Raw genomic sequence first — 18,272 nt, 5'->3', positions numbered from 1 at the left:
ATAAATAGGTCAAATTTACAATTTCTTAATCATTTTTACCTACATTTACTATTCCTTTACAATGTTTTATATCGAAATAAGTGTCCTAGATAGACCAATTTATCTACTTCAAACCCAAAAAAGTCCCACAAAGATTTCTCTTCGCAGGACTTCCTCTATTATGACATAAGTGTTACTGGTGCCAGGCACCAGTAACACTTCTGCAACAAAACACTCTTTTATGAGTTTATGACGTACTTGACTAAACCTTTTGCGTTGGCGTATAAGGCTGCTTGGGTTCTGTCGGCTAGACCTAGTTTTGCGAATACTTGGCTTACGTGTTTTTTCACGGTGAATTCGGTGATATATAAGGTCTTGGAGATTTCCTTGTTGGAATGACCTTTGCCTAGTTCTATTAGTATTTCCTTCTCTTTTGGGGTTAACTGTTCGATATGCTCATCATCTTGGAGAGATGTGTTTGATTTCATCACTAAATCGAGTACTCCTGGATCGTAATATTTTCTTCCTTTGCTAATCATGGATAGAGCATGTAAAAGTTCCTCCGGAAGGGCTTCCTTCAACAAGTAACCGTCTACTCCTATTTCTTTTGCTAGCTTAAAGTCTTCTTCTTCTGCTGATGAAGTTAGCACAACAAATTTGCACACGATTCCTTTTCGAATTGCCTCTTTTATAAGTTCTAGGCCTGACTCTTCCCCTAATCGAAGGTCCACTATCGCAATATCAGGTTTGACCATGTTTAAAAGATTTAAGGCATCCCTACTATTCGTTGCCTCACCAAGTACCTCCATTGATCCATCTAACGAAAATAATGATTTTAGACCTTTTCTTATTAAAGGATGATCATCAATAATAACTACTTTCATTATCCTAGCACCTCTTGTTTTTTTAGCATTTTTACATGTGGAATATCAATTTGTATTTTTGTTCCCATACCTGGTATCCCTTCTATCGAGAATGTTCCATTAAACGAATTTACAATACTTTTCATATTAAAGAGGCCTATTCCTTTTTCCTTCTTTTCTTCCTGTTTATGCAAATTAATTCCAATCCCGTCGTCTTGGATTACTACTAATGTCTTCTCTTCTAGTAAAGAAACTCTTATTTCCATCACATGACATTTCCCGTGTCTAACTGCATTTCCACATGCCTCGCAAATGACCCGATAGAGTCCAGTTTTTAGATCGTGAGGAATGAAGGATTCATCTCCCTCTATTTGATAGTCAATTCTCACGTCATTCAGCTTGGCATACTCTTCTAAATAATTTTTTAGGAGTACCAGAAATGGTTTATCTCCTTTTTTTACTGAGCTTAGTCGGTAAATAGCTGCTCTTAGTTCTTTTATGGTCGAATTCGCTATCTTTGATAGAAATTGATACTCTCTATTTAACTCTTCTTTCGAAATATTCCGACTTTTATTCTGTAAGCTGTGCAATGAGTAGACGATTCCAAATAGTTTCTGAGAAACACTGTCATGTATTTCATTGGCTATACGATTTTGCTCTTCAATAATGATTAGCTGATCCATCATTTTATCCATATGAATTCTCTCGAGCATGATTTCACTGAGCTCTGCGATAAACTCAAATGTCCGGTTTAATAAGAAAGTATCTCTTACTTCACTGAAACTGCTGACATTAATTCCTACAACACCAACATTTTTAGAAGTTCTAATTACTTTCATCCAAAAGTATTCATCGTGAATCTTGTCCATAAATGATTCTTTCTTTTGGCTAATATTGTGCCAGTCTTTCTTAAGTTCCTCTTCCATGTTTAGAATACTCGTTGTATTTGCTAAATAGCTTTTCTGTTTATGGAGATCTATTAACCAAAAGAATGCAGATTCTTTTTGCGTACAATTAATTAAAGAAGATGTGATATCTGTTGTTAACTTTTCAGGGTTTTTATCGGCTGAAAAGTTATCCATTAAGTGATACAAAGACATGATATGCTCTAACGTATTCTCATACATTTCATTTGATTCCGACAGTTTTTTATTTACGAGCATTAGTTCAGTAGCTTTTGCATCTAGCTCCTTCGTTAGACCCAAAAACAAACTTGCAAGCAATGTAATTAATAAACAGACTAAATAAATATAAGAATTTTCTTCTAAAATCGTTACCATATTGTCTATGCGGAATAGAGAAGAAGCAATGAAAGTCGCACTACTTAGATAGAAGGTCAATACTCCCCAACAGAACAAAGGCGTTAGAAAACTTGCAGCTGCCAATACAGGATTCAGCGCATACCATATAAACGGACTTTCAATACCACCTGTAGGGATGAGTAATAAAGTCAAACCAATTGTTTCGGTTAAGACAATCGTTTTTAATACCTTACTATTCCCTACATATTTTCTTTGTAAGTCCGTTAAGATCCAAGCTGCTACACCAAGTGATACAACCAACCCGACTTTAAAAACAAATGGCGATTGGGGCGGTCCTAACAAAAAAAAGCAAGAAGTTAAGATAAGTGAAATATATCGATAAACAAGCACCAGATGCGGTTTGCTGGAAGGATTCTTTTCTATGAAAGAATAAACTTGACTAGTCCAGTGCATAAGCTGGATCACTTTCTGCACCTTTGTTCGCACTTCGACTTCTATTTCGAATGGATTCTACTTGATATAGGACATTTGGTGTAATTGTCGCCTTGTAATCATAGACTGTCTCAATTTGAGAGGTGTTACCATTGATTTGGTTAGTAGTTGTTACAGGTCGCGACAGAGAATAGACAGATATTGCAACAAATACTATTAGCAGTGGTAATAGGATGAAAGTAAGTTTCGTATTGTTTTCCCTATAGAAATTAGCAAAGATTCCTCCCAATTTTGCTCTCCCCTTTTATTGTACATCTGCAATTTCTGGTGTAATTGGTTCTTCAGTAATTTTTGGAGTTGAATGTATTTCTATTAAGTCTAGTTCTAGTTGATTCCCAATTTCTTTTGGAACAGTTTGTTCTTTACCTAATACCGGAAGCACTTCTTCAACTTGGTGTGGAGCATTTTCTTCTTCACATAATACTGGAGTCTTATCTCCTTCATCTATTTTGGGAACTTCTACTTCTTCACCTAGTTCTGAATGTTTCTCTTTTTCACACCCTAAATATTTTTCTTCTTCATTTAGTACTAAAAGCATTTTATCTTCTGCGAATTTCGGAAACATGGATGTAATTTCTGCACTGCCTCCATTCCAACTTGCTGTTATTTTAATAACTTTGCCTGTTAACTCCTTAGGACTACCAGTTAAAGCAAATTCTTTTATTTCTCCTGCCATGACATCGGAATCTGATTCTTCCATATTAACAATCTCTTTTACTGATTCCCCCATTAATTCAATTTTTTAATGGTTTTATCAGTATTATTTGTGACCTTAAGTGTCTTATTTTCCCCATAAGTTATTGCAACAAGTGCGCTATTCTCTAAAACCATGGTTATTGTTGCATCACTTTTTATTTCTGCAGTTGTAAACTAGTGCTCTGCAATAGAAGTAAAATCATGGATACAAAAAGTGCGGATTGAACAAACATCAGTTTCAATACGTTTCCTCCTGAATACATAATAAAGGCCTAATTAAATTGAACAAAATGTCCAAGTTTAATCAGGCCGGTTGCACCAATAACTCCATACGTCCCAGGTGCCCAAATACAGGTCGTACTTCACAGTTTCCGAAATATTTATTACTTTACAGAATTCAGTATAGCCAAATTACACCAATTTTAACGTCATTTTGCGCGGTTTTGTAGGTTCTATTTTTGTCGGAAAACGGAAGGGATTGTCTACCTTTGTTTTGTATTTGTAATATTCAAATTTTTAAAAATTTCAGTTCTACTGCACAGATTGTAGGCATGTATTAGTTATTTAATTTTTCCTGGAAAAATTAAATAGACAACAGGGCTCATTTTGATTTCAAGAACTTATTTGAATAACAATACCTTGTTCTATTAATAATAGACTGTAAGATTCAAGTAAATTTCGCTTTTCTACAGTCTAAAACAGCTCTAAGAAGTCCCTTAGAGCTGTTTCAAGTTCATCTATTAATTTATCTTAATCAGGGAAGAAAGAAGCTGGAGGTTAAGAAAAGGGTATAGGCTTTTGTTGTAGTGCAAGTTTTACCCACCTTTCTTTTCACTTCGGTTTGGCGCGTTTCCAATATTCCCGAATGGATAGCATGTGGATAAAGTAAGCATTCCTTCCGGTGCTGTAGAACCGATGACGGTTGTGTTATTTTCATCCACAATGGCATATGTAAAGTTACCATGCTGCATTTTTACGATGATCGTATCACCATTTTGCAGTTTGTCCAGTCCTGTAAAAACGGTATCCCATGTCTGGATAACAGAATTTGATCATTTTACCGGGATAAACAGTCCCTGTATAGAGAACAACACCTTGCTTTAAAGCATACACACCGGCGTATCTAATGAAAAACAATCCAATCACCAGCAAAATCACAGCTATTTTTTTCAGTAAAATGCTTCACCTCCTACAAACAAGTTATCCTGCTGTAAAGCTAATAAAGGATATTTTTATCCATCTCATATTCACCGTAGTCTACGAAAAACGGAAAAGCTGCCAATGCACGATACGCCATGCATAGGCAGCTTTTCAAAAGTTCCCCTGTAACTGATCAGCCTTTTGACATCTTAGTGTCTATTGAGCTATCTTCATCCGTCTGTAATGTCTGATGATCATCAACACAATTCCACTTGCCACAAGTATAGTTCCAAATAATATCAGAAAAAATATATTTGTCGAAGTGCTAGGCTGGCTGAACCCAGTTGATGTTGGACCGACGCTGGCAACCTGCCCTGTTGTCATGACTTGAACCGTCGTGTTATCTTTTCCTTCCGCCGTAAAAGAGAAAGTAAAAGCAGAATTAAGACCTTGAAAATCATTTCCAAGATGCTCTGGAAAACGAATAGTGATATCTAAGTTTTCTTCGGTGCCGCTTGAAAGTTTTCTTCCTGGAAATGATTTAAATCCAGCCAATTTCCCTTGATACAATTCTTTGTCACCTTCTTTAACTTCCAGCAACAGCTCATTGAAAAGCTTTTTTTCTCCACTGTTTTGCAATTGCATTTGGTAGACAAAATCTTTGCTTCCGGAATTCTGAACTGTAATGGTCCGAGGCGCCCAATCACCGGGCTTCATGTTAGTAATATCAAATAAATTTTCTTTTGGTGAAATACTGATGACTATATCATTCTCAGTCGTGTCATTATCAACATCTGCAAATACACTCGTCAAGGGATAGAAGCAGATTACGCTAATCAATAGAAGAAACGTGAATAGCCGAAAGAATTTGGTCATAGTAATACCTCCTTACATATTCTATCAATCATTCAGGTAGTACTTTTCCCGCTATCTTCGCCTACTATGTCTACTTGTTTTTTCGGGCGCAATTCAATTACAGATAGTACTTTCCAAATTGTAAATGCGGAGTAGATAAGCAACAGGAATCCAGGTATCAACAGTAGTAATGCGCCATTTTTAGACTGAGAAAAATTAATGAAGTATCCAACGTAAGGCACTGTGAAACCCGTGTATTTTGCTACCACATTGTCAGAAAGAACCGGATTCATGTCCTCCGCATTGTTGTTATCGCCTTTTGTACGGTAAAGTACGGAGTCACCAGTTCTGACTACCTCTGTGATTCTGTGTGTAATCAAAATGTCTTCTTCTGTCTGAAATGTAATGACATCGCCTTTTTCGAAGCCAGTTTTAACTACAGCAGACTTGAGAGCGACGATTGAGCCTGTTTGAATTCCTGGCTCCATCGATCCCGATAGAACGGTTTTTAACTGGTAACCGAAAAACTCTGGTTCTCCGCCGGAGGCTTTCGATATAACAACTACGGTAGCTACCGTGATCAACAGAATCATTAATATGCCGGTTACAATGTTATTTACCCACTTTTTTATCTTTTGATTTTTTGCTTTCATTTTATATCTCATTTGTATCCCCCTCTGCTTTTTCTATGTTTTTTTCTTGTTTTACTGCGTCGTTTATTTCATCATCTTTCTTTGTGTTGCTACTACTTTCTGAAGTTTCATCTTTTGCGGAGTCCTTTTCTGTTGGGTTCTTTTCTTTCGATTCGTTTACAGATTCATCCTTGGCTTCCGGTTGTTTTGGACTTTCCTCGTTAGATTTCTGTGGCTCATCCTCTTTGCTATCAACCACATCTGTTTTATCCGCATTTTCTTTCTCTGTTTCAATATCTCCCTCTTTTAATTCATCTTGTTTCTCTATAATCGGTTCAATCGTTTCTATATCTTCTGGCGCTTTTTCTTTTTCAATTTCATTATTAGGCTCGTCATCTTTTTTCGGGCAGTCGGTCTTGACTTCCACGCTTGTAGCGGCATCCTCTTCATTTACTTCTACAAGGTTTTCATCTTTGCCCTCGCATAATAGCTCTTCTGCAGCATCCTTTTCATCTTTTTCCTTAGGCACGTCATCTTTGTCTCCACAGTCAACCTCATCTTCCCCGCTTGCTATTACATCCTTTTCGCTTTCTTCTATAGGATTATCATCTTTGTCTTCGTGGTCGACATTGATTTCCTCACCCGGTAATGCATCATTTTCGGTTTCTACATTAGAATTTCCATCATTGTCCTCATTGTTAGGTTTGGTTCCCACGCTCGATACCTCACCGATTGTGTATTCCTCGCCACATCCATTAATAAGAACTTCCGGCACTTCCCATATACCGGCAGTAATTATCTGTGAGATCTCCGACTGGCTACTGAAATATGCGGATGTGTCAGATGACATATAACCGACGCCAAAAATGGCTAAGTAACAAATGAGGGCAATTTTTAAACACAGGAAAAGGTCAAGTTTCTTTTTCTTATACCTGCGCCTACGCTCCTTACGCTTGCTACGATTGCTTTTCAAACTGATCCCGCCTTTCGAAGTTTTATCACCGGATTTTCTTAAATATATTCCTCAAAACACAAAATAAGTTTATATGTTGAGAAATATATATAAATAATGACACTGACGGATTGGTTAAATAAAATAAGGGAGGAGAAGGGCTCTCCTCCCAGGTTATATGGTAGTATTATTTCCATGCTCCTGCTGTCTGTTTTGCATCGAATGACCATTTAAGCTGTAAAGAATCCCCTTGGAATCTATTTTGATCCCCTTGATCAACAAATTCAAACACTACAGTAAGATCATCAGATGTACCTGCTTTTAGTCCATCTCTCTCTCCGCCAAGAATAGCTCCTAATAGATCTCTATCCACAACGTCTGTTCTAGCCAATTCTTTTAAAGTAGTTTCCCAAATAACCGCTGACTCTTTGTCCTCATTAGCAAGGAATTTAACCTTAATATGCTCACCGAAATCTACGCCTGCATTATTGCCGTTTGCATCGGTAACACTATATGTTGAAGTCAGTAATACTTTAGATACATCCAGACTGCCTGTGTTATTAAGTTTAAAAGTACGTAACATATGGTCACCTGGTTTTAAATTGCTCACATCAATAATGGCATTTGCCGCATCATTACCTGCAACATTAATATCCAATGTACCTGCTGCAAATTTGCTGTTATTTACTTCTACATCATTGAAATAAGCATAAGTTCCTCCACCGATCATACTAATAGCTAATCCACCTGTTAAAATACCCATTGCTAACTTTTGTTTGATACCCATTTTTAATTTCCTCCAATTAGTTGTAGTTTTTGGTTTTGTTATTGCTTTTCCTTACTCGTCTTCTTTTTCCAGCTTTGTTTCGAAGTTTACTTGTGCTAAGGGAGACTTGGTTCCATGCACCATTTCCTAGTCCGATAGCTGTTTTACTTCGAATGTTACATTTTGTTCGAGGTGATTTATTACCCCACTTTAGAGAATTCCTTGGCTAAGTCTCTCATTGCAAATTTAGTTTCTTAGCCTGTAACAGCGATAGATAATAGAATTATAATGCCACTTTTTGCTTGATATTCAATTCTAGATTTAAGCTCCTCTTTTTATGTCATTCAGTGCCTCCTTAGACTTCGTTTTCGTTTTGATCACCATGCAATGGAACTAACTTCAGTATAAACAGCGCCAAACAATTCAGCCTCCCTCGAACGGGTAATTTTTGACTTTTCAGTATTCTACTTTTGGATGATTCCCTTGGTATACTTTCGCACCATACAATTTATTGTTACTTTTGATACAATCTTGTTATTTATTTTTTTGTACGATTCAAAGGATATGAAAGAGTGTAATAAAATAAAAGCTTACAAAAAAAGTGTTTACTATCTCCGGGGGACTGACAAAATTTTGACCTTCAAAGTGCCAGTGACCTTCAACGTGCCAGTCACCCACACATCACCCATTTATTGATGGCAAAATGAAAAGCAGAATTATGAGGAAGATAAAGAATAAGGTGATGAATAGTTTACCGTTTTGATCGTGGATTTTTCGAGTGACCACAGTCACTTACTCAATTTAGAAACAATTCAAAAAACCTCCATCAATCTAAATAGACTGATGGAGGTTTTTGATTTTTATTTATCCAATGGTACCAGGTTCTCATATCATTAACTGTTTTGAACCTGGTACCGTGCAACCTTACTTTAAACCTTCAGAAAAAATAACAAAGATTTTTGCAGCTTGTGCACGTGTTGTTGGACTAGATGGCATAAATTTCCCTTCAAATCCTGTAACTACTTTAAGCTCATAAAGCATAGAGATTGCATTTATTGTTTCCGGACTATAGTTTCCTAAATCCGAAAACGGAGCTATTGTGGATGCTTTGTATTGCTTGCCAGTTTTGTGTGCATATGCACGTTCAATCATTAATGCTAATTGTGCACGAGTAACTTTATCAGCAGGCTTGAAGTTACCATTATCGCCTTTGATAATTCCATATTTATATGCCGCTGCAATTTCGGATTTTGTTTCATTTGCATAATTAGCAATGTCGTTAAATGGTGCGACTTCATCTGTTTTTAATCCCAAAGCACGGACAATCAAAGAAACTGCTTGTGCACGTGTTAAATGATTGTTCGGTTTAAATGTTCCATCTGCATAGCCATTTATGAAGCCTAATCCAGCAATTTTTTGAATATAGCTTTCTGCCCAATGCCCTGTTACATCTGTAAACTTAATAGGTGTTGTTGGTTTAGGGTCTACTGGTTTAGTTGGACCTGTTGTACCAGTTCCCGGATTTGATGTGCCTGGGTTTCCTGATCCAGGGTTTCCTGGTCCTGGATCTACTGGAGGAGCTGTAACTGTAACGTTTACGGTTACTTCATCTTCACCGTGTTTAACCGTTATTGTTGTTTTACCTGCTGCTTTGGCAGTAACTAAACCTTCTGACACTGAAACTACTTTTTCATCCCCAACTATATACGTTGCTTCTTTTGTAACGTTCTTAACAGTTTCCGACTCAAATGAACCGTATCTTGCTGGTCCATCCGACGCGCTATTATTGTATGATACAGCGTTATTATTAGATTCTGAATTATCTATTTGCGACACAAGAGTTAATTTAGGAAGCTCCACATTTTCATTGATTGGAGTTGTTGTTGCTTCTGCTGGTGTTACTGTTTCTGCCGGTGTTGCTGGTACTTCCGGTGTTGTGCCTTCTTCAGGAGCTGTTGGTTCTTCTGGCGTTGTTCCTTCTTCTGGAGCTACTGGCTCTCCTGGTGTTGCTCCTTCTTCAGGAGTTACTGGTGCTTCTGGTGTTGCTCCTACTTCTGGAGCTACTTGCTCTCCTGGTGTTGCTCCTTCTTCAGGAGTTACTGGTGCTTCTGGTGTTGCTGGTTCAGTTTGTATGAATGCACCTTCAATAACTTGCTCCCCTTTGTTACCAGCTGCATCTTCAATTACTACTGTTACCGCTTCTGTTTCAGCTGTCACTGGGAATGAGAAGCTTCCATCCTGATTCAAATCAAAGTCAACCGCTGCTGTTGCTTCACCATCTACTGTAGCAATATACGATGCATTTAATTTTTCATTCAAATCGTACTCTAAACCATATAAATATAATTCTTCATTGTATTCGATATATTTGTCTGTTACTTGCCCTGTTACCACGCCTTCTGTTACCGTACCAGTAATTTCTGGGCTAGTAGTTTTAACGACAATTGGTCCCACGTAATCAGAAAGATTATCGTCGTACGCATTGAAGTCAAATGTATACAAACCATCTGGAATAATTGTTAGAGGTTCTCCACTCCAAGGCTGGTATATACCGTTAATCGGTAGTTTCCAAGATCCCGCACCTAGTGAATTATTTCCATATAAGTAACCAAGATAGCCGTCACCAAATTCTCCACCATCAGGATTCATGACATCCCAAACTTCGACGAAGTGAAGTCCAACCTCACCTGTCAACCTAAATGTCAGCTCAGCTGCATCTTGCACACCGTCTCCATCAAACGATAAGTCTGTTTCTGTTATAGCCATATCTTTGATTTCAGTTACTGCTGCACCACCAAAGTCTGCTGCAAATGGCAATGAAATTTCCGTGTATTCACTTTCTACTGGTGTTGTTGTTTCTATTACATTCAGTTGAAGTTTGTCACCTGTTTTCATGTTCAATTCTGTTTTATCTACAGAAAGGGAGGTTTCAGTTTTAGTTTCATCTGCTGGCGTAATGTGAATATATCCTAGAATTTCATCACCAGCTTCTGTAGCTTCTGATTTGGAAGCTGTTAATGTTACTTTCAACAATTCTTCTCCATCTAATGTAAAGGATGGTTTATCGACAGTTACTGTTGCATTGCCAAATTCTTTGGTTACATCTACTGTTACGTTATAATCTCCGCCGATACCTTTAATATCTTTGACTAGTATTTCCTTTGTAACTGTAATATCTTCCTCTAAAGATTGCGGACCAAATGTAACAGTCCCTTTTAAGTTTTCAACTATTTCACCATCTGCATCTAGCACAGCCTCGTCAATTGCATATGCAAGTGCCGCAGGATGAGCTGCTGCATATGCATCTACACGACCTGCACCCTGTGCGAATACATCGTATTTCGTTGTATCAAGGATTTTCGCTGTGTTAGAAAGGGCTACTTTTACGTCAAAAGCATTCCAATCAGGATTCGCTTGTTTTACAAGTGCTGCGATCCCTGTGACATGCGGTGTAGCCATCGATGTACCCGTTTTACGGTCATATGCTTCACCGTAAACAGCATCTGGAAAGTCTGCTTTGTACATTGGAATCGTTGACATAATGTTCGTACCAGGTGCACTTACATCTGGCTTGATGTCAAAGTTAGGTGTGGTTGGTCCACGTGAACTTGAATCATTTACATCATCACCAATTGTTTTTGCTGAAGCAAAATTACCAAAAGTAACTTTTCCTGCCCCATTTACTAATGCTGCACGGATTGCGACACCGTCTGTGTATGACATATCGAACGTTGGAACGAATTCAAATGAATCACCTAGGAACACACCAGATTCATTTGGTGCATTGGATCCAGTTTGAGAGTTGTGAATGATTGTTCCTACTGCTCCGTTTGCTTTTGCATGTGCAATTTTATCGACAAATGCAATGCTACCACGAGAGATCAGAGCAACTTTTCCAGTCACATTGATTCCATTATAATCTTTTGCTTCCCCGTTTCCAGGAACAGCAACTACGTCAAACTCACCTTGAAGTTGTGTTGCTAAGTCTTTCCCAAAAGTAGTTCCCATCAATTGTAGTTGTTTAGAAAGAGTATAATCCCCGACAGTTACATTTACCTTACCGTTATGCATTTTCTCAGGGTTTGTTGTGTTCCCTACTGCAATACCTAAACGTGATGTAGCCGGAGGAGATATTGTTCCACGATTAGGTCCATCGTTACCAGTTGCAAGTACACTTATTGTCCCCGCCATCATTGCGTTGTTGATCGCAAAGGAGCCTGCATCCGTTTCAGAGTTTGATCCTCCACCTAGAGATAAGTTGATAACATCCATCTTTTCAATTACAGCAGTGTCAATCGCTTTTACGATACCAGAATTAGATCCACTTCCATAAGCTCCAAGCACGCGATAAGCGTAAAGATCAACTTTAGGCGCAATCCCTTTAATGCCGTATTCATTCGCGCCAATTGCTGCGATTGTACCTGCAACATGCGTACCGTGAGAAGTATAGAATGCACTTCCTCTTTCATTAAACTCAGGAGTTCCCGCTGGACGTTCTACAGGAGAAGTTTCCGATGCATCATCAGCCGAACGTGTTCTTGTATAGACAGATGAGTTCGGGATAAAGTTCTTACCACCTTTATAAATTCCCGCAAACTCTGGGTGATCTGCATCGATTCCTGTATCAAGTACTGCAACTTTAATGCCTTGACCTTCAATTCCCTCGTTCCAAAGTCTTTCAATTCCAAGGAACGAAATGCTTGTATTCATCGCAGCATCTACTTGGCCATCTTTTTCAAGTTTAGATGGTGCTGATTCACTTGAGTCTTCAAATGCATACACTGTCGCATCTGGTTCTACTAATGTAATACCTTTAATTCCAAGTAATTTTGTAAGATCGTCGGCTTTTACAGTTGCTGCAAAGCCATTTAAAACTGTATCAAAGGAGTACCCTTGCGTGAATGTTACTGCCTTTGATTGCATTTCTTTTATGATAAATGATTGCTGCGCAATCACTTTTGACTTCACTGTACTTGCATCTGCACTAGTGAATTTTTTTCCTGCTAATTCTTTGATTCCTTTTTCAAGCGCTACTGGTTTCTCCGATAAATGAACGATAACCGCTACCTCTTCATCTCCTGACAAACCTTGTAGATCTTTGTGAAGTGTTGGTCCACTGTCCGTCAATACTAATTGTTCAGCGATAGCTGCCTTCATTTGCAGCGTGCTTTCTCTTGGAACGCTTTGTTTGAACGGTTTTGCATCTGTGTTCGCAAACGCATTCATTGGAGCCAATAGTGCGAAGATCATGGTCAATACCATGAATGCACTAAATAACCTAGTAAACTGTTTCTTCTTCAATAGATTCTTCCCCCTTACCAATAGTTGCTGCGATCCAACTAAAAATGATAGTAAAATTGCAGCACAAGTACAGAAAACAAATGTAAAGATAACAGTCTAGTATTCTTCACAACTAGTTGTTCGAACTAAACTATTACCCTTAATCTAATTTGTATGATTACTTGTCTACTATTATTCGTAATACTTGAGGGTTCTTATGGGTGACAGTCACCCACACAATTTAGGCACAATTCACAAGCGTTTAAGTGTCTGATTTTAATAGTTTATGTACTAGGTTTTAAGCTTTACTTTGGCTAAAACTATGAAAAGTAGAAAACCTGGGAAATCTCCATATAAAAACAAGATAAACCCCTTTTCCTAAACGGAAAAGAGGTTTACTTTTTATCCCATAACTAATTAGTTTGTCTATTTGAAACTTATTTTTTCTTTGACACTTTGATGATTTGCTTAGCTTCGTTACCTACAAGATCCACCACTTTTAATTCAAATGTGTTATTACCAGTAACCAATGGAAGTTCGATATCAATTGTCTGGCTATAACCTAACATTGCATATGGTTCAGAAATTGGTTTGTAGTAAACTTCACTTCCATTAAGGTAAAGGCGGATTTCATCGAAATTGTCGCCCACATTCACTTGAATGACGGGATTTCCTTGATTCGATGAAACGTTTTTCGGAACGGTTGTAGAAACAGCTTGCACAGTTGGTTTTGTCGTATCAACGAAAATTCTGCGTGTGATCGCCATTACATTTCCGAACTCGTCAATCGCTTCCACATTGATAAGTTGTACACCGTCTTCAAGAATCAATGTGTGCGTAAAGTTTTCACCATCAAAAGTTGTTACGTCTTGTCCATTGACTTTTAATGATGCAATATTAGAATCGTCTTCAATAGTCCCCGCAACCAATACTTCAGATGCTGTATGGTGGCTGAAGAATTCAGGTGTATTGATATAGATGACTGGTTCAACTGTCTCTGGCTCATTAGGAGTTGAGTCATCTTCACTGCCTGGATCTGTTTCGCCCGGAGTACCTTCGTCTGCAGGATCTTCTACTCCTACTTCATCTGTCGATTTTCCGTGTCCTTTAAACTCTTTTGCTGTAACATTACCAGCAATGTCCCAAATTCTAACTTCAATTTTGTCATCCTTAGCAACTTTTTCCTCAAATGTGTACTTTTCAATATTTGCCGCTTCTGCCACTTCTTCACCATTCAAAAGGACTTCTACGCGGTCAATACCGATACCTGTTTGGTTATCCGAAAGTTTAGCAATGGAGATGACTTGTTTTTTCTTGTCATAACTTACGTCTGCTGTAGGTTTCACTGTATCCACGATGATTGGGAATTCAATGGATTGCCATTCTGCGCCTTCAAAATCAATGACTCCTCGTAGCTGAATTTGGTATTGTCCATCTACAGCTACTTTTCCATTAATTAATCCATCCCACCCATAAACAGGATTGTACGTGTATGGTAAGTTAGGTGCTGTAGCCGAGTAATGTTTAGTTAAATTGTTTTCTGTACGAATTGTACGTACTTTATTGCCTTCTGCATCCAATATATTTACTTCAAATTTTTTCGCGTTACGCATTAGAGAGTAAACAGGAATTGCCTTATCCACATTGCCATCACCATTTGGAGAGAATGCGAATTTCGATGGGTCAATACCTTCACGATAGGTTGGTCCAAGGATCAAGTTTCCTTGTTCATCAGCTAAAGCTTGCATGCCATAATAATTTTCTGCTTCCCATGCAAAGTAGTCAAAAATGGATGCGTCATCCCACGAACCATTAAATCCGAAGAAAGGTACTGTTAATGGTACGGTTCCTGTTGTTTCTTCGTTCGGGTCAATAAGAGAAACGAATCCGTCAATGAAGAATCCGTTTACGAATGTTTCAAAGCCATCCATGTCTTTCAATGCAGACGCATCAACAGATACTCGAATTTCCACTTCCCCATTTGCAGGAACAACAACCGTTTCAGGTGCATCTACATTTACAGCATCCGTAACAACGTTAGATCCTGCAATATTTGGTACAACGACATCATATCCAGATGTAGTTAATGCATAATCCGTCTGAAGCTGAACGTCTACATTATAGTTTTTCTCTACGTCTGAGTAATTTTTCGCTGTTAAAGTGAAGTTAAATTGGCCATTACTTATTTCTTTTAGTGCTACTTTTGCTTCACCAGTTACTTTGTCTGTCACCACAACATCAGTTTCCAAAGCATTCGCAAGTTGCATGATACCTGCACCTTGACGACGTGGTGATACATATTCAGTAATACCGTCGTATTCAGCAAATATAACTTTCGAAGCTGTATTCATCATTAAATTCTTCGCTAATTGAACACGTGCTGCACCAGTTAATCCGAACTCTTCGTTCACGCGTTCCATCACAAGCGCCGTACCACCTGATACATGTGGAGCTGCCATTGAAGTTCCACTCATCAAACCGTAGGAATCGTTATTTAATGTCGAGAAGATGTTTCCACCCGGTGCTGTGATTTCAGGTTTGAAATCTAAATTCGGTGTAGGACCCCAAGACGTAAATGAACTCATTTTTCCTGCAGTCGGACTTGGTGTTTCTAAATACTGACCGTCGAATCCAACTGAAACGACTTGTCCAGCATCAAGCCCTGCTTTGATCGCTAATCCATCCGCTTGAAGCGTGGACATGAACGGAATATCGATCGCTGGGTCAGATGCCATATTAATTGTTCCTGCAGCATTGTTATATACGATGATACCAGCAGCACCAGCAGCTTGTGCATTTAGTCCTTTTTCAACGAAAGAAAACGATCCACGAGCTACTAATGCAAATTTGTTTGTCCAATCTTTCCCTTCAAAGTCAGTAGGGCTACCTAAACCTGCGAATTGAATTTGATATTCCTCTTCAGGAAGATCGTTTGGATTTTGGTCATTTGCAAGTAAGAACAGTGAACGACCAGATTCCACACTATCAAATTTGTATTTAAAACTGGAAGCCGTGATCGTACTATTTTCAAACGATGCCACACCAAATGAATCTTCCGAAACAGAAGGTGAACCTGTTAACGCATAATCTTGATTTTCAGCCATTGGATAGAAGTAACCGGAACCAAACATATCTGAATTACCCGCAGAAATGGCCACTAGCAGTCCATTGTCTTGTGCCCGTGTAACAGCTTGCTGTTCAGGGTTACTGTTATCCACATAACCCGCAGTCGATCCAAGTGACAAGTTCAACACATCTGCGCCGAGCTTAATCGCATCGTCCATCGCTTTTACGTAAATATCTCCATATGTTGAAGAGAATAATGGATCATTACCAAATACTTTAAGTGCTAAAAGTTGAGCTTCAGGAGCTACTCCCTTGATCCCTCCATTTTCTTCATCACCATTCGCTCCAACTGTTCCAGAAACGTGCATCCCATGCATGGAAGCATCTGGTCCAAGATCCCGTATTTCTAGGTTTCCATCCATGTAGTTATAACCGTAAGGAACTTTGGCTGAGTAGTATTTACCTGATTCAATAGAACCGTCTCCAATTAAAGCTTCCACTTCAGAAGCAGTAATGTCACCGGATGCATCATCCGTTAAAATCATATCGCGATGACTTGGATCGATACCCGTATCAATTACACCGACTACCATTCCTTCACCTTTGAAGTCATATTTTTCCCAAGCCAATTGAGCTTGTATTAATTCTTTCGAGTGGACCATGTTTGGCTCAATATTTGGTCTCGTATATTCTGTAGACTCATAGATTGCTTTTACACCTTCCGTTTCCGCGATGGCTGCGACATCTCCCGCTTCAACTTCGGCTGAGAATCCATTGAAGACAGCTGTAAATTCTTCTTTGAATTTAATTTTTTTTGACTTTTGTTTCACTTTTTCTTTTACATTTTTTTGATCTGCTTCAATAGATGCTTCCACGCTTTTTCGTTGTGACTTAGGAAGGTTCTTGTAAAGGACACCTTTTTTGGTAGCCGTCTCAATCGCAGGTGCTTTTTCTAGCTCCACGATGATGCGAACAGTTTCACTTGGATTTTTTGGAGCAATCAGTTGCTGAGGTACTGTGGTTGCCGACTTTTGCAATTGAAGCGGTGGAATCTGTTTCGCCAATACGTTGGCGGCTGTTGGAACTGGTGCACCGAAAGAAGCGGTGCTTATTACTAAGGTTCCAGCAAGAGCGAGTAACATACTTTTTCTCTTAATCCCCAATTTACTTTCCTCCCTATTCGTGGTTCATAATTTAATCGGAATCTACAAATCTATTAAACTCCCTACTAAATTATGTGACAATAGAAACTTACCATATATTCGGATTATTTGGAATAATATATTATGTTACATTTTGGTAACAAAAGATTCTATTAGAAAACGGTTAGTTAAATAGTTTTAGTTCGTTTAGACCGGTTTCATACATATTTCTGTCACCATAATTCCTCTCTTTTTGAAACAACTCACACCTCATGAAAGCACAATACTTTTGGTCTACTTTTGGTGACAGTCACTCACACAATACTCACACAATTTAGGCACAATTCGACCGAAATATTTTTTGGGTCGAATTGTGTCTTTTGAAGGGAAAATTAATTTTGGTTGTCTAAATCGCTCTAAAATTGAATTGTCTACACTTTTGTACAATTGACTTTAATCCTTAGTCCTTTTATTCTGTATTTATTAATTTCTATAGGGGTTTAGTAATGAGGAGGGGGTTAGAGGTTGGGTAGGAAACGTAGACACTGGCATCCGAACATGTATTATCACGTGGTAATGAGAGGGAATAATAGGCAGAATATTTTCCGGAATAGTGATGATTTGCGAGAGTTGTTTCGCATTTTTCACTATGCTTACGATAAATACCCATTTTCAATTGTTGCGTATTGTATAATGACGAACCACTATCATCTGCTTATTCAGTCACCGGAAGTGCCGTTAGGTAAAATAATGAGTATTATCAATCGCCGCTATAGTGAGTACTATAAGAAAAGGTATAATACGAGCGGATTTCTCTACGATAGTCGGTATTTTGCGGAACTCCTTATTAGCCCACGAAGCATTCTTGCTGTAAGTCGATATATTCACAGAAATCCGATCGAAACAAAGGTGCCAATTGTTTCTCATATGGAACTATATGAAAATAGTTCCTATGCTTTTTACAAACTTACAAAGTCCACTACTCACCCTTTTCTGCATTTGCATATACTCCCCACTTTTCTTCCAACATCTTTTAACCAAACAAATGAAGATTATTGCAAATTTTGTGAGGCTGAGTTGCCTGATGAGCAAAACAGTTAAAAATCCCACGATTGAAATCAATCGTGGGATTTTTATTGTCAGAATA

General features: G+C 38.3%; 12 protein-coding genes and 1 riboswitch. Of the genes, 1 reads left to right on the top strand and 11 read right to left on the bottom strand.

All coding sequences use genetic code 11. The annotated features are described in order from the left end of the window. Nucleotides 1-218 precede the first annotated feature (218 nt). The 11 genes from MHB48_RS03660 to MHB48_RS03610 all read right to left on the bottom strand — a co-directional run bounded on the left by MHB48_RS03660 (nucleotide 219) and on the right by MHB48_RS03610 (nucleotide 17,146). A complete protein-coding gene (locus tag MHB48_RS03660; protein ID WP_342600204.1) occupies nucleotides 219-863 on the bottom strand; it encodes a response regulator transcription factor in 645 nt (214 codons plus the stop codon). After that, nucleotides 863-2,557 (bottom strand): ATP-binding protein, encoded by a 1,695-nt coding sequence (locus MHB48_RS03655; protein WP_342600203.1) that lies wholly within the window; start codon nucleotides 2,555-2,557, stop codon nucleotides 863-865. Before MHB48_RS03655 ends, MHB48_RS03660 begins: the two co-directional genes overlap by 1 nt. Beyond that, a complete protein-coding gene (locus tag MHB48_RS03650) occupies nucleotides 2,544-2,825 on the bottom strand; it encodes a hypothetical protein (protein ID WP_342600202.1) in 282 nt (93 codons plus the stop codon). Before MHB48_RS03650 ends, MHB48_RS03655 begins: the two co-directional genes overlap by 14 nt. A gap of 15 nt (nucleotides 2,826-2,840) precedes the next feature. After that, nucleotides 2,841-3,296, bottom strand: a complete 456-nt coding sequence (locus MHB48_RS03645) for a hypothetical protein (protein ID WP_342600201.1) — start codon at nucleotides 3,294-3,296, stop codon at nucleotides 2,841-2,843. A gap of 294 nt (nucleotides 3,297-3,590) precedes the next feature. Continuing rightward, nucleotides 3,591-3,674, bottom strand: a riboswitch (cyclic di-GMP riboswitch). 433 nt (nucleotides 3,675-4,107) lie between these two features. Further along, on the bottom strand, nucleotides 4,108-4,272 hold the full coding sequence (locus MHB48_RS03640) for a hypothetical protein (protein WP_342601290.1): 165 nt from the start codon (nucleotides 4,270-4,272) through the stop codon (nucleotides 4,108-4,110). A 376-nt stretch (nucleotides 4,273-4,648) separates the two neighbouring features. Further along, the gene (locus MHB48_RS03635) at nucleotides 4,649-5,308 is read right to left on the bottom strand and encodes a hypothetical protein (protein ID WP_342600200.1); all 660 of its coding nucleotides are present in this window, start codon (nucleotides 5,306-5,308) and stop codon (nucleotides 4,649-4,651) included. A 32-nt stretch (nucleotides 5,309-5,340) separates the two neighbouring features. After that, a complete protein-coding gene (locus tag MHB48_RS03630; protein WP_342600199.1) occupies nucleotides 5,341-5,952 on the bottom strand; it encodes a signal peptidase I in 612 nt (203 codons plus the stop codon). Continuing rightward, nucleotides 5,942-6,892: a SipW-dependent-type signal peptide-containing protein gene (locus tag MHB48_RS03625; protein ID WP_342600198.1), complete on the bottom strand. Its 951-nt coding sequence runs from the start codon at nucleotides 6,890-6,892 to the stop codon at nucleotides 5,942-5,944. The genes MHB48_RS03630 and MHB48_RS03625 overlap by 11 nt, the downstream gene beginning before the upstream one ends. Before the next feature lie 166 nt (nucleotides 6,893-7,058). After that, nucleotides 7,059-7,658 (bottom strand): TasA family protein, encoded by a 600-nt coding sequence (locus MHB48_RS03620; RefSeq protein WP_342600197.1) that lies wholly within the window; start codon nucleotides 7,656-7,658, stop codon nucleotides 7,059-7,061. 903 nt (nucleotides 7,659-8,561) lie between these two features. Then, nucleotides 8,562-12,938, bottom strand: coding sequence for a S8 family serine peptidase (locus tag MHB48_RS03615; RefSeq protein ID WP_342600196.1), 4,377 nt, complete (start codon nucleotides 12,936-12,938; stop codon nucleotides 8,562-8,564). A gap of 416 nt (nucleotides 12,939-13,354) precedes the next feature. After that, nucleotides 13,355-17,146 carry a S8 family serine peptidase gene (locus tag MHB48_RS03610; RefSeq protein WP_342600195.1) on the bottom strand — a complete coding sequence of 1,264 codons (3,792 nt, stop codon included), beginning with the start codon at nucleotides 17,144-17,146 and terminating at the stop codon, nucleotides 13,355-13,357. Nucleotides 17,147-17,650: 504 nt separating this feature from the next. On the opposite strand from MHB48_RS03610, the gene MHB48_RS03605 reads away from it, so the two are divergent. Next, nucleotides 17,651-18,226, top strand: coding sequence for a transposase (locus MHB48_RS03605; RefSeq protein ID WP_342600194.1), 576 nt, complete (start codon nucleotides 17,651-17,653; stop codon nucleotides 18,224-18,226). Nucleotides 18,227-18,272: the final 46 nt, after the last annotated feature.

The sequence above is a fragment of the Psychrobacillus sp. FSL H8-0483 genome (assembly GCF_038637725.1).
Taxonomy (GTDB): domain Bacteria; phylum Bacillota; class Bacilli; order Bacillales_A; family Planococcaceae; genus Psychrobacillus.
Note: the sequence above shows the minus strand (reverse complement) of the source record. Positions and strands in the feature narration are given on the sequence as shown.

What these genes read in the sequence shown, in the direction of transcription:
- MHB48_RS03660 (WP_342600204.1), bottom strand. Translation starts at nt 863, where the DNA reads ATGAAAGTAGTTATTATTGATGATCATCCTTTAATAAGAAAAGGTCTA.
- MHB48_RS03655 (WP_342600203.1), bottom strand. Translation starts at nt 2,557, where the DNA reads ATGCACTGGACTAGTCAAGTTTATTCTTTCATAGAAAAGAATCCTTCC.
- MHB48_RS03645 (WP_342600201.1), bottom strand. Translation starts at nt 3,296, where the DNA reads ATGGAAGAATCAGATTCCGATGTCATGGCAGGAGAAATAAAAGAATTT.
- MHB48_RS03635 (WP_342600200.1), bottom strand. Translation starts at nt 5,308, where the DNA reads ATGACCAAATTCTTTCGGCTATTCACGTTTCTTCTATTGATTAGCGTA.
- MHB48_RS03630 (WP_342600199.1), bottom strand. Translation starts at nt 5,952, where the DNA reads ATGAGATATAAAATGAAAGCAAAAAATCAAAAGATAAAAAAGTGGGTA.
- MHB48_RS03620 (WP_342600197.1), bottom strand. Translation starts at nt 7,658, where the DNA reads ATGGGTATCAAACAAAAGTTAGCAATGGGTATTTTAACAGGTGGATTA.